Annotated in this window: 9 protein-coding genes; 6 read left to right on the plus strand and 3 right to left on the minus strand. The window is 71.6% G+C overall.

Annotation, left to right across the window (positions count from 1 at the left end):
- Positions 1-87 precede the first annotated feature (87 nt).
- The 3 genes from BMZ82_RS08920 to BMZ82_RS08930 all read right to left on the minus strand — a co-directional run bounded on the left by BMZ82_RS08920 (position 88) and on the right by BMZ82_RS08930 (position 3298).
- Positions 88-999, minus strand: coding sequence for a carbohydrate kinase family protein (locus BMZ82_RS08920; RefSeq protein WP_093773526.1), 912 nt, complete (start codon positions 997-999; stop codon positions 88-90).
- The gene (locus BMZ82_RS08925) at positions 996-2087 is read right to left on the minus strand and encodes a LacI family DNA-binding transcriptional regulator (protein ID WP_093773528.1); all 1092 of its coding nucleotides are present in this window, start codon (positions 2085-2087) and stop codon (positions 996-998) included. The genes BMZ82_RS08920 and BMZ82_RS08925 overlap by 4 nt, the downstream gene beginning before the upstream one ends.
- A gap of 239 nt (positions 2088-2326) precedes the next feature.
- On the minus strand, positions 2327-3298 hold the full coding sequence (locus BMZ82_RS08930; RefSeq protein ID WP_093773530.1) for a hypothetical protein: 972 nt from the start codon (positions 3296-3298) through the stop codon (positions 2327-2329).
- A gap of 360 nt (positions 3299-3658) precedes the next feature.
- Here BMZ82_RS08930 and uvrC point away from each other — a divergent pair, with 360 nt between their 5' ends.
- From uvrC to gap, 6 genes are all read left to right on the plus strand, one after another.
- The gene (uvrC, locus tag BMZ82_RS08935) at positions 3659-5758 is read left to right on the plus strand and encodes an excinuclease ABC subunit UvrC (RefSeq protein WP_093773532.1); all 2100 of its coding nucleotides are present in this window, start codon (positions 3659-3661) and stop codon (positions 5756-5758) included.
- A complete protein-coding gene (gene rapZ / locus BMZ82_RS08940) occupies positions 5755-6759 on the plus strand; it encodes an RNase adapter RapZ (protein WP_093773534.1) in 1005 nt (334 codons plus the stop codon). The genes uvrC and rapZ overlap by 4 nt, the downstream gene beginning before the upstream one ends.
- A complete protein-coding gene (gene yvcK / locus BMZ82_RS08945; RefSeq protein WP_093773536.1) occupies positions 6756-7823 on the plus strand; it encodes a gluconeogenesis factor YvcK family protein in 1068 nt (355 codons plus the stop codon). The genes rapZ and yvcK overlap by 4 nt, the downstream gene beginning before the upstream one ends.
- Positions 7814-8803: a DNA-binding protein WhiA gene (gene whiA, locus BMZ82_RS08950; protein ID WP_093773538.1), complete on the plus strand. Its 990-nt coding sequence runs from the start codon at positions 7814-7816 to the stop codon at positions 8801-8803. Before yvcK ends, whiA begins: the two co-directional genes overlap by 10 nt.
- A 165-nt stretch (positions 8804-8968) precedes the next feature.
- A complete protein-coding gene (locus BMZ82_RS08955; protein ID WP_093773540.1) occupies positions 8969-11929 on the plus strand; it encodes a M14 family metallopeptidase in 2961 nt (986 codons plus the stop codon).
- Positions 11930-12157: 228 nt separating this feature from the next.
- A complete protein-coding gene (gene gap, locus BMZ82_RS08960) occupies positions 12158-13168 on the plus strand; it encodes a type I glyceraldehyde-3-phosphate dehydrogenase (RefSeq protein WP_093773542.1) in 1011 nt (336 codons plus the stop codon).
- Positions 13169-13289 lie beyond the last annotated feature (121 nt).

The following is a 13289-nucleotide window of genomic DNA, read 5'->3' on the forward strand; positions in this document are numbered from 1 at the left end:
CGGCGCCCTACGGGAACTCCCCGCAGGGCGCCGTCCGTTGTCCCAGCAGTCCGTTTGTCCCGGCAGCGCCAGTTGCCCCGACAGCCGCTAGAAGACGCCGAGTTCGTAGCCGTACGGCGGTTCCGCGCCCGCTCGGGAGCAGGTGATCGCCGCCGCGCGGGCCGCGTACCGCAGGAGGTGCCGCCAGCCGGCGGTGCCCATGAGCTGGAGCGCTGCCGGCGACAGCGCGTCGAGCACCGAGAGGCCGTGCAGCAGGGCCGCGTTCACGGTGTCCCCGGCCCCGATGGTGTCCACGACGTCCGCCTCCTCAGCCGGTACCGGGTGTACGACGCCGTCCCGGGTGAAGGCGGTCAGTCCGTCGCCGCCCTGGGTGATCACGACGGCCGAGGGACCGGCGGACAGCCAGTCGCGCGGGTTCCCGCCCAGCCACTCGGCGTCCTCCTCGGAGAGCTTGAGCAGGGACACCGAGGGCAGCCAGCTCTTGAAGCGGGCCCGGTAGGCGTCGGCGTCGCGGATCAGCCCGGGGCGGATGTTCGGGTCGAGCGTGGTGAACAGGCCTTGCGCCGCGGCGGACCGCAGCAACTCCTCGTACGCGCTCGCACCCGGCTCCAGGACGAGCGAGCAGGTGCCGAAGGACACCGCGCGGGTCCCCGTGGGCAGCGCTGCCGGGACCGTGAACAGGCGGTCGGCGGTGCCGTCGACGTAGAAGGAGTAGGCGGCCGAACCGTTCCCGTCGATCGTGGCGACCGCGAGGGTGGTCGGCTCCGGACCGCGCTGCACCGTGGACACGTCCACGCCCGACTCCCGCAGCCTGCCGAGCAGCGCCTCGCCGAAGGCGTCCCGCGAGGTGCGGGAGCAGAAGGCCGTGGGGGAGCCGAGGCGGCTCAGCGCGACGGCCGTGTTGTAGGGGCCGCCGCCGAGCGCCGGCTGTAATCCCGCGAGGGCACCCGTGCCCTGCGGTACCAGGTCGATCAGGGCCTCACCGGCGACGACGATCACAGGACGGTTCCTTTCGCATGCTTCTCGCGGTTCGCGTGCCGCCCGGACGGCGCGGGCCGCTCCTCGGCAGGGTCGTCCGGGCAGCCGCACGACGTGCGGTGGACGAAGGAGCAGGCGAGCCGCACGGTCCGCGCCGGGCGGGCGGGTGCGCCGAGGCGTTCGAGGAGCGTCCGGACGGCGAGGGCGCCCAGCTCCCTGCCGGGCCGGGCGATGGCGGTGAGCCGGGGGGAGAACAGGTCCGCCCAGGGGAAGTCGTCGAGGCAGCACAGCGCGATGTCCTCGGGCACGGACAGGCCGCGTTCGCGCAGGATGCGCAGGGCGCCGATGGTCATCGCGTGGTCGCCGGTGACGAGCGCGGTCGGCGGCGCGGCCAGGGCGAGCAGGGCCGCGGTGGCCCGTTCGGCGCCGGCCGGCTCGCCGTCGCCGTGGGCCACGAGGCGCTCGTCGTAGGGGAGCCCGGCGGTGGCGAGGCCGTGCCGGTAGCCGCTGATCCGTTCGCCGGTGGCGCCGAGGCCGGAACGGCCTGCGACCAGGGCGATGCGGCGGTGGCCGCGTGCGGCGAGGTGGGCGACGAGTCGGGCCGTCGGTTCCGCGTTCTCGGCGCAGACCTGGTCGAAGCGCGGAACGCCGTCCGCCGGGGTGTCGACCACGCGGTCGAGGAGCACGGTCGGCACGGCGTGGCGGGTGAGGTAGGCGAGAAGCCCGCGCGGGTCCGCGGACGGAGCGACGATCAGGCCGTCGACGCGGCGCTCGTGCAGCAGCCGGACGGCCCTGCGCTCGTGCTCGGGGTCGTCGTGCGGATCGGCGATCAGCAGACCGTACCCCTGCTCCAGGGCGGCCGCCTCGACACCCTGGAGGATCTCCGTGAAGCAGGGGTTGCCGATCGCCGACACCGCCAGCCCGATGGAGCGGGTGCGGGAGGTCACCAGGGAGCGGGCGAGGGTGTTGGGCGTGTACCCGAGCGCGTCGACGGCGTCCAGGACGGCCTGGCGGGTGTGGGGCAGCACCGGACGGGTGTCGTTCAGCACGTGCGAGACGGTCGCGACGGACACTCCCGCGTGCTGTGCGACGTCGGCCATGGTCGGCATCGTGCTCGTCCCGCCCCTCGGACCTCGCGGCCCCTCACCGGCTCAGCGGCTCACCGGCCTTCCGGCCACTGACCTTCCGGCGGGAAGCTATCCCATGCGGAGGCGGACGTAAACGCTTACGTAAACGTTTGCGAGCCCTCGAACGGACGGCCGACCCATCCACGGTCTGGTCCACCGCCGAGCCGCTCCCCGCTCCGCCGGTCCGTCGCCGCTCCACAGGTCCGTCGCCGCTTCGCCGCTCACTCCCAGTCCCAGCCGATGCCCACCATCCCCGACCGCACCCGTGGCTCGACGAGGTGGACCGAGCGGTGGCGGCCGCTGAACGACAGTTCCTGGCGGCCGCCGCGCGGGGCCGCCGCCGAGTGCTGGGTGAACCGGTGGCAGCGCACCGGCAGGGCGTGCTCGTCGAAGCGGATCTGGAGGGCGTACTGACCGCCCGCCGAGCCGAAGTCGCGGACGTACTCGCGGGACGCGTCGGCGGTGCCGTCCTCGACGCCGTAGCGGAAGAGGAAGGTGTCGCCGGCCCGCAGGCGGGTGTCGAAGAGCAGCTCGGCCACGAGCACGCCGGTGTCGTGGTGGCGGCGGACGCGGCCGGCCCGGCAGTTCTCCAGGGCGTGCACCGTCATCCGGTCCGGCGCGCATCCGGGGTCGCCGTGGTGGACGGCGACGAAGCGGTCGACGCCGTCCCGGTGGGCGCGCACGATGTGCTGCGACTCGCGTCCCAGGAGCTCGCGGCGCGCCCCGATGCGGACCCGCTCGTGGTGCCCCAGGGTGTGCAGCCCGCCATCGATGGGGCACTCCAGTTCGCCGAGCAGTTGTTCGAGGATGCCGGAGGCCGCCAGGAGCGAGCGGTAGGAGCGGCCCGCGGCGGACTGCCCGGCCGCCGTGCCGTGGTCCGTGCCGTCGGGCTCCGCGAGCAGCCGGATCAGGGACTCGTCCGGCAGGTGCAGGATCTCCTCCAGCGCGCGGACGGCCCGCAGCGACTCGGGGCGCTGCGGACGCCGGGCGCCCTGCTGCCAGTAACTCAGGCTCGTCACGCCCACCTTGACCCCGTAACGCGACAGATGGTGCTGGACACGCTGCAACGGCAGTCCGCGGGCGGCGATCGCGGCACGCAGCGCCACATGGAAGGGGCCGCCGCGCAGAGCCGTCTCCAGGACCGCCGCGGCGGTGTCGACGGCGGCGTCCGCGTGCTGAATGGCGTGCGGCATGCAGGGGCCTTTCTGTGAATGCTCACGACGGCTGGTCGGACCGTACGTGTGGGGGGTCGGGGTCCTGCCTGCGACGCCGAAGCTCCTTCACCTGTCCGTGCGGCGGCCTTCAAGGCCCCGAGTTCCCCCGCATTGAAGCGTGTTGACCAAGTCCGGACAACACCTGATGTCGTGGTGACACGTGCACGTGGCCGAGTCGGTGCCCCCGGGCCGCGCCGCCCGTGCCCCACTTGTCCACAGCCCCCGCCGGACGCCCCGCCGGACGCCCCGCCGGACGCCCCGCCGGGCGTCACGTCGGACACCCCGGCGGTTGTCCACAGCCCCGCCGGACTGTCACCGCGCGCCAGTAGGGTGTGAGACATGGCCGACCCCTCCAGCTACCGCCCCAAGCCGGGACAGATCCCGGACTCCCCCGGGGTGTACCGATTCCGCGACGAGCACCGCCGGGTGATCTACGTCGGGAAGGCCAAGAGCCTGCGCCAACGCCTGGCGAGCTACTTCCAGGACCTGGCGGGCCTGCACCCGCGCACCCGCACGATGGTCACCACGGCCGCGTCCGTGGAGTGGACGGTGGTGTCCACGGAGGTCGAGGCGCTGCAACTGGAGTACTCCTGGATCAAGGAGTACGACCCCCGGTTCAACGTCAAGTACCGCGACGACAAGAGCTACCCGTACCTCGCGGTCACGATGAACGAGCGGTTCCCGCGCGTGCAGGTGATGCGCGGTCAGAAGAAGAAGGGCGTCAGGTACTTCGGGCCGTACGCGCACGCGTGGGCGATCCGGGACACGGTCGACCTGCTGCTGCGCGTCTTTCCGGTGCGCACCTGCTCCGCCGGTGTCTTCAAGAACGCCACCCGCACCGGCCGGCCCTGTCTGCTCGGCTACATCGGCAAGTGCTCCGCGCCCTGCGTCGACCGGATCTCCGCCGACGACCACTGGGAACTCGCCGACGAGTTCTGCGACTTCATGACCGGCCGCACCGGCACCTACCTCCGCCGCCTGGAGAAGCAGATGACGGAGGCGGCCGACGAGATGGAGTACGAGCGGGCCGCCCGCCTGCGCGACGACATCGAGGCCCTGAAGAAGGCCATGGAGAAGAACGCGGTCGTGCTCGCGGACGCGACCGACGCCGACCTGATCGCGGTCGCCGAGGACGAGTTGGAGGCGGCCGTCCAGATCTTCCACGTCCGCGGCGGCCGGGTGCGCGGCCAGCGCGGCTGGGTCACCGACAAGGTCGAGGACGTCACGACCGGCGCCCTCGTCGAGCACGCCCTCCAGCAGTTGTACGGCGAGGAGCGGGGCGACTCGGTCCCCAAGGAGGTCCTGGTCCCCGCCCTGCCCGACCCCGTCGAACCCGTCCAGGAGTGGCTCACCGTGCGCCGCGGGTCCAACGTGTCGCTGCGCATCCCGCAGCGGGGCGACAAGAAGGCCCTGATGGAGACCGTCGAGCGCAACGCGCAGCAGGCGCTCGTCCTGCACAAGACGAAGCGGGCCTCCGACCTCACCACGCGCTCGCGTGCCCTGGAGGAGATCGCCGAGGCCCTCGACCTGGACAGCGCCCCGCTGCGCATCGAGTGCTATGACATCTCCCACCTCCAGGGCGACGACGTCGTGGCCTCCATGGTCGTCTTCGAGGACGGACTGCAGCGCAAGAGCGAGTACCGCCGCTTCCAGATCAAGAGCTTCGAGGGCCAGGACGACGTCCGCTCCATGCACGAGGTCATCACCCGCCGCTTCCGGCGCTACCTCGCCGACAAGGAGCGCACCGGCGAGTGGGTCGACGAGGAGCCGGGGGCGGGGTCCGGCGACGGCCCCGGCCAGGATCCGGGCGACCTCGGCCAGGGCGGCGTCCCCGGCCTGAAGGACGACGAGGGCCGCCCCAAGCGCTTCGCCTACCCGCCCCAGCTCGTCGTCGTCGACGGCGGACAGCCGCAGGTCGCGGCCGCCCGGCGGGCGCTGGACGAGCTCGGCATCGACGACATCGCCGTCTGCGGCCTCGCCAAGCGCCTGGAGGAGGTCTGGCTGCCGCACGACGACGACCCGGTCGTCCTGCCCCGCAGCAGCGAGGGCCTCTACCTGCTCCAGCGCGTCCGCGACGAGGCCCACCGCTTCGCGATCACCTATCAGCGCACCAAGCGGGCCAAGCGCCTGCGCGCCGGCCCGCTGGACGAGGTGCCGGGTCTCGGCGAGACCCGCAAGCAGGCGCTGATCAAATACTTCGGCTCGGTGAAGAAGCTGCGCACCGCGACGATCGACCAGATCTGCGAGGTCCCCGGCATAGGCCGCAAGACGGCCGAGACCATCGCCGCGGCCCTCGCCGGGGCGGCACCGCCCGCCCCCGCCGTGAACACGGCGACCGGAGAGATTATTGAAGACGAGGAACCCGACACCACGGCGGGTTCCCCCGGAGATCCCGTGACGGCGGGCGCCCCGGAAGAACGACCGGGGCAGGAGACATGACCGAGCACGAGACACACCCCACAGCCCAGCGAGAACAGGCCCCCGCGGCCCCCGACAGCCCCAGCCCCCAGCAAGAAGCACGTCAGGAAGACGGAGCACAGGTGAGTACGGACGTCACACCGCCCGGGATCCCCGAGGCGGCCATCCCCGAGCTGGTGATCATCTCCGGTATGTCCGGGGCCGGCCGCTCCACGGCGGCCAAGTGTCTGGAGGACCTCGGCTGGTTCGTCGTCGACAACCTCCCGCCCGCCCTGATCCCCACCATGGTGGACCTGGGCGCCCGCTCCCAGGGCAACGTGGCGCGGATCGCGGTCGTCGTCGACGTCCGAGGCCGGCGCTTCTTCGACAACCTCCGGGAGTCCCTCGCCGACCTGGAGGCGAAGAACGTCACCCGGCGCATCGTCTTCCTGGAGTCCTCCGACGACGCCCTGGTGCGCCGCTTCGAAGGAGTGCGCCGCCCGCACCCCCTCCAGGGCGACGGCCGGATCGTCGACGGGATCGCCGCCGAGCGCGAGCTGCTGCGGGAGCTGCGCGGCGACGCCGACCTGGTGATCGACACCTCCAGCCTCAACGTGCACGAGCTGCGCGCCAAGATGGACGCCCAGTTCGCGGGCGACGAGGAGCCCGAGCTGCGGGCCACCGTGATGTCCTTCGGCTTCAAGTACGGCCTGCCGGTCGACGCCGACCTGGTCGTGGACATGCGCTTCCTGCCCAACCCGCACTGGGTCCCGGAGCTGCGCCCCTTCAGCGGGCTGCACGAGGAGGTCTCGGCGTACGTCCTCAACCAGCCCGGCGCGAAGGAGTTCCTCGACCGGTACGCGGAGCTCCTCCAGCTCGTTGCCGCGGGCTACCGCCGGGAGGGCAAGCGCTATGTGACCATCGCGGTCGGCTGTACGGGCGGCAAGCACCGCTCGGTGGCCATGTCGGAGAAGCTCGCCGCGCGCCTCGCGGCCGAGGGCGTGGAGACGGTGGTCGTGCACCGGGACATGGGACGGGAATGACAGGACGTACTCCGCGGCTCGGCCGGCTGCGCAGGGTGGCGCCGGACGGGCGCGTGAGCCGGCCGGTCGAGGCCCGCGGCGGCAAGCCGCGCCGCCGCGGCACCCAGCCCAAGGTCGTCGCCCTCGGCGGCGGCATGGGCCTGTCCGCCTCGCTCACCGCGCTGCGCCGGATCACCGGCGACCTCACCGGCGTCGTCACGGTCGCCGACGACGGCGGCTCCAGCGGCCGCCTGCGCGACGAGCTGGGCGTACTGCCGCCCGGGGACCTGCGCAAGGCGCTGGCCGCCCTGTGCGGCGACGACGACTGGGGGCAGACCTGGGCCCGTGTCATCCAGCACCGCTTCCAGTCGCAGGGCGAGATCAACGGCCACGCGGTGGGCAACCTGCTGATCGTCGCCCTGTGGGAGCAGCTCGGCGACCACGTGCAGGCCCTGGACCTGGTCGGCAAGCTGCTCGGCGCGCAGGGCCGGGTGCTGCCCATGTCCGCCGTCCCGCTGGAGCTCCAGGCGCTGGTCAAGGGGCACGACCCGGAGCGCCCGGACGACGTCGACACCGTCCGGGGACAGGCCACGGTGGCGCTGACCCGCGGCGAGGTGCAGTCCGTGCACCTGGTGCCGAACGACCCGCCGGCCGTCCCGGAGGCGGTGGCCGCCGTCCTGGACGCGGACTGGGTGGTGCTCGGGCCCGGCTCCTGGTTCTCCTCGGTCATGCCGCACCTGCTGGTGCCCGATCTGCTGACCGCCCTCATGGAGACGAAGGCCCGCCGGGTGCTCTCCCTGAACCTCGCCCCGCAGCCCGGAGAAACCGACGGCTTCTCCCCGCAGCGTCATTTGGAGGTTTTGGGACGACACGCCCCTAAACTCACCCTGGACGTGGTGCTGGCCGACGAGGCCGCCGTGCCCGACCGCGACTCGCTGACCGACGCCGCCAAACGGTTCGGGGCCGCGGTCGAGCTGGCGCCGGTGGCCCGGCCCGACGGGACCCCGAGGCATGATCCGGAGCTGTTGGCCGCCGCGTACGACCGTATTTTTCGGATGCATGGAAGGATCGGCCCATGGCGATGACGGCAGCGGTGAAGGACGAGATCTCCCGGCTCCCCGTCACCCGGACCTGCTGCAGAAAGGCGGAGGTCTCCGCCATTCTGCGGTTCGCCGGCGGCCTCCACCTGGTGAGCGGGCGGATCGTGATCGAGGCGGAGCTCGACACCGCGATGGCGGCCCGGCGGCTCAAGCGGGACATTCTGGAGATCTTCGGGCACAGCTCGGAGCTGATCGTGATGGCCCCGGGCGGTCTGCGCCGAGGCTCGCGCTACGTGGTGCGGGTGGTCGCGGGCGGCGACCAGCTCGCCCGGCAGACCGGGCTGGTCGACGGCCGCGGCCGCCCGATCCGGGGCCTGCCCCCGCAGGTGGTCTCCGGTGCGACCTGTGACGCGGAGGCGGCCTGGCGCGGGGCGTTCCTGGCGCACGGCTCGCTCACCGAGCCCGGCCGCTCCTCCTCCCTGGAGGTGACCTGCCCGGGCCCGGAGGCCGCGCTCGCGCTGGTCGGCGCAGCCCGCCGGCTCTCCATCGCGGCGAAGGCGCGCGAGGTGCGCGGCATCGACCGGGTCGTCGTCCGCGACGGCGACGCGATCGGGGCGCTGCTCACCCGGCTGGGCGCTCACGAGTCGGTGCTGGCCTGGGAGGAGCGCCGGATGCGCCGCGAGGTGCGCGCCACGGCGAACCGGCTCGCCAACTTCGACGACGCCAACCTGCGCCGCTCCGCGCGGGCCGCCGTCGCCGCCGGGGCCCGCGTCCAGCGCGCCCTGGAGATCCTCGGCGAGGAGGTGCCCGAGCATCTCGCGGCGGCCGGCCGGCTGCGCATGGACCACAAGCAGGCCTCCCTGGAGGAGCTGGGCGCGCTCGCCGACCCGCCGCTGACGAAGGACGCGGTCGCCGGCCGGATCCGCCGGCTGCTGGCGATGGCCGACAAGCGCGCCTCCGACCTGGGCATCCCGAGCACCGAGGCCAACCTCAGCGAGGAGCTCGCCGACAACCTGGTCGGCTGACGACCTGTCAGATTCGGCTGACAACCTGTCAAAACGCCGGTGGCGTCGCCTGATCGGGTGACGCCACCGGCGTTTGTGCGGCCTTGAGGCGCTCTTGACTGGATCATCGACTGTCATGAGCCTGGCAGGGTTCGCTGCTGTGGCGAACTGACGCTTGGGGGGTTCATGAGACGAAGAGCGAGATCGATCCTCGCTGTCGGCGCCCTGCTGCTCGGTGGAGCGGCGCTCGCGCCCATCGCTCAGGCACAGCCCGCACCCGCACACGCACCGAAACCCGACCCGGACGAGGTCAAGGTGTTCCGCGCCGAGGTCACCAGGCAGCAGGTGCCCCTGCTGCTGGCGGCCGGCCAGGACGGCCATGAACTCGGTGAGCAGGCGCCCGCGAAGGGCACCGCCACGGTCGAGGTCTACCTCACCGACCAGCAGGCGAAGAAGCTCCGGAAGCAGGGCGTCGAGCTCACCGAGCACACGCTCTCGGCCAAGGCGGAGAATCGCGTGGAGGCCGCCGCCGAGGGCGTGTTCCGCCCCTACAGCGGCAGCGGCGGCCTACAGGAGGAGATCCTGCGCACCGCGCAGGAGAACCCGGGCCTCACCAAGGTCGTCTCCATCGGCAAGACGCTGAACGGCCAGGACATCCTCGCGCTCAAGCTGACCAGGAACGCGAAGAAGTCCGCGGACGGCTCCAAGCCCGCGGTCCTGTACATGTCCAACCAGCACGCGCGCGAGTGGATCACCCCGGAGATGACCCGGCGGCTGATGCACCACTATCTGGACAGCTACGCGACCGACCGGCGCATCAAGAAGATCGTGGACTCCACCGAGCTGTGGTTCGTCCTGTCGGCCAACCCCGACGGCTACGACTACACCTTCCAGGACCCCGCGAACCGCCTGTGGCGCAAGAACCTGCGGGACGTCAACGGCGACGGCGTGATCTCCACCGGCGACGGCGTCGACCTCAACCGCAACTTCCCCTACAAGTGGGGCTACGACGACGAGGGTTCGTCCCCCAACCCCACCAGCCAGACCTACCGCGGCGCGAGCCCCGGCTCCGAGCCCGAGACCCGGGCCCTGGACGCCTTCGAGAAGCGCATCGGCTTCGCCTACGGCATCAACTACCACTCCGCCGCCGAACTGCTCCTCTACGGCGTCGGCTGGCAGGTCGCCACCGACACCCCGGACGACGTCGTCTACAAGGCGCTCGCCGGCACCCCCGACAACTCCGCGGTGCCCGGCTACCACCCGCAGGTCTCCTCGGAGCTGTACACGACGAACGGCGAGGCGGACGGCCACGCGACGAACGTCAACGGCCTGGGGATGTTCACCCCCGAGATGTCGACCTGCCAGACCGCCTCGAACCTCGACCCGAACGACCAGTGGAACGCCGCGGACTGCCAGTCGGGCTTCAACTTCCCCGACGACGAGAAGCTGATCCAGGACGAGTTCGCCAAGAACGTCCCGTTCGCGCTCGCCGTCGCCGAGTCCGCCGCGCACCCCGACACGCCGACGTCCTCGGTGGGCCTGAGCGCGGCCGACTTCACCCCGGCGCCGTTCACCACGTCGTACGCGCGCGGTGCGGACCAGGAGGTCTCCGTCGTCGTACGGAAGGCGATCCGGGACAAGGAGCTCAAGTACCGCGTCAACGGCGGCCGCACCCACGACCAGGCGCTCAAGGCCTGGCAGGGCGGCGAGATCTACGGCGGGGAGGACAACCTCTACTTCGACGAGTACCGGGCCAAGGTGCGGGACGGCGTGCCGGGCGACAAGGTCGAGGTGTGGTTCACCGGTGAGACCAAGGCGGGCAGGAAGGTCTCCAGCTCGCACTTCACCTACACGATCGCCGCCCGCCCCAAGGCCGACACGCTCGTCGTCGCCGAGGAGGGCGCGGCCGCCACGCAGGCGCAGACCTACGTCGACGCGCTGAAGGCCAACGGCCGCAAGGCGGTCGTCTGGGACGTCGCCGCCCAGGGCGCGCCCGACGCGCTCGGCGTGCTGAGCCACTTCGGCACGGTCGTCCACTACACGGGCGCGAACGTCCCCGGCAACCCCACCCAGCTCGAACTGCGCGCCTTCCTCAACGAGGGCGGCAAACTGATCGAGGCGGGCGAGCAGGCCGGCGGCGATGTCGACCTCGGCGACGGCACCCCGTCGGACGACTTCAGCCAGTACTACCTGGGCGCCTACTCCCGTACGTCGACCCCCGGCGCCACCGGATTCACCGGCTTCGGAAAGCTCGGCGGCCTCAGCGGCGCCCTCGGCGCGGCGCCCGGCAACCCGCTCGACAAGGCCGGCACCTACGGGGTCACCTCGGACGAACTGCCCGCCGCCGCATACCCGCAGTTCGCGAGCGCGGGCGCCGGACAGTTCGCCGGCACGGTCAACCCGTACGGCCCGTACGCGGGCGCGTACATGGCCGCCGCCGTGCACACCGACGACGCCTACAAGCGCCTCACCCGCACCATCGACCTCACCGGTGTCGGCGCGGCGAGCGCGCCGGCCCTGCGCACCCGGCTCCTGTGGGACACCGAGCCGGGCTACGACAACGCGATCGTCGAGATCCACACGGTCGGCGCCGACGACTGGACCACGCTCCCCGAGGCGGGCGGCGCCACCACCACCGCCGTCCCCACGGACTGCGGGGGCGGCTTCTACGTCGGCGAGCACCCGTGGCTGCGGCACTACCTCACCGTCGGCTCCAGCACCTGCACCGCGACCGGAACGACCGGTTCCTGGAACGCCCTCACCGGCGCCGCCAGCGGCTGGCAGCAGGCGAGCTTCGACCTGAGCGCGTACGCCGGCAAGCGCGTCGAGGTGTCGATCTCCTATGTCACCGACCCCGGCAGCGGCGGCCACGGCGTCCTCGTGGACGACGCCTCGCTGGTCGTCGGCGGCGCGGCCACCGAGACCGAGGGCTTCGAGACGTCGCTCGGCGCCTGGCAGGCCGCCGGTCCGCCCGCGGGCAGCCCGGCCGTCCTGAAGGACTGGGCGCGCACCGGCGTCCTGTTCCAGACGTACGGCGCGGTCACCACCGACGACACCGTGCTGCTGGGCTTCGGCCTGGAACACGTCACCGCGGCGGCCGACCGCAAGGCGCTCATCGGAAAGGCGCTGGCCTCACTTGAGAGCTGATACGGCGAAGTCAACATCGCATGATCGTTCGTAATCAAATCGAGTGATCAGGTCTTCCGGTCCGGGCGGTCCGTACCCCTACTGGCGGGTACGGACCGCCCTGCCGTGTATGGGCGACTCAATGTCACTCCGGCCCTCCCGGAGAGGTAGGGTCGTGGGTGGTCGGGGACATCCCAAATACAGCTCGCCGGCACCGCATAGCCGGCGTACCAACGAGGAGATCGGTTCGTGACGATCCGCGTAGGCATCAACGGCTTTGGCCGCATCGGTCGTAACTACTTCCGCGCGCTGCTGGAGCAGGGTGCTGACATCGAGATCGTGGCTGTCAACGACCTGGGTGACACTGCGACTACGGCTCACCTGCTCAAGTACGACACCATCCTGGGCCGCCTCAAGGCCGAGGTGTCGCACACCGCCGACACGATCACGGTCGACGGCCACACCATCAAGGTGCTCTCCGAGCGCAACCCCGCCGACATTCCGTGGGGCGAGCTCGGCGTCGACATCGTCATCGAGTCGACCGGCATCTTCACCAAGAAGGCCGACGCCGCCAAGCACATCGCGGGCGGCGCCAAGAAGGTCCTCATCTCGGCTCCGGCCAAGGATGAGGACATCACCATCGTGATGGGCGTCAACCAGGACAAGTACGACGCGGCCAGCCACCACGTCATCTCCAACGCCTCCTGCACCACCAACTGTGTGGCGCCGATGGCCAAGGTCCTCGACGAGAACTTCGGCATCGTCAAGGGTCTGATGACGACGGTCCACGCGTACACCAACGACCAGCGCATCCTGGACTTCCCGCACTCGGACCTGCGTCGCGCCCGCGCCGCCGCCGAGAACATCATCCCGACCACGACGGGCGCCGCGAAGGCGACCGCCCTGGTCCTCCCGCAGCTCAAGGGCAAGCTCGACGGCATCGCGATGCGCGTCCCGGTCCCGACCGGCTCGGCCACCGACCTGGTCGTGACGCTCCAGCGCGAGGTCACCAAGGACGAGGTCAACGCCGCGTTCAAGAAGGCCGCCGAGGACGGCGACCTCAAGGGCTACCTCGCCTACACCGAGGACGAGATCGTCTCCTCGGACATCGTCGGCGACCCGGCCTCCTGCACCTTCGACTCCTCCCTGACCATGGTCCAGGAGGGCAACTCGGTGAAGATCCTCGGCTGGTACGACAACGAGTGGGGCTACTCCAACCGCCTCGTGGACCTCACGGTCTTCGTCGGCGGCCAGCTCTGATCGACAGATCAGACACCTCGATGTGAGTGCAGGGCTCGAGCGGCGCAGGGACGCGCCGTCCGAGCCCTGCCGCACGTACAGAACAGCCCTCTCACGATCACGAGCGATCTCCAGCACCACG

Origin of the sequence: Streptomyces sp. yr375, assembly GCF_900110755.1 — a bacterium.
In the GTDB taxonomy this organism is placed as follows: domain Bacteria; phylum Actinomycetota; class Actinomycetes; order Streptomycetales; family Streptomycetaceae; genus Streptomyces.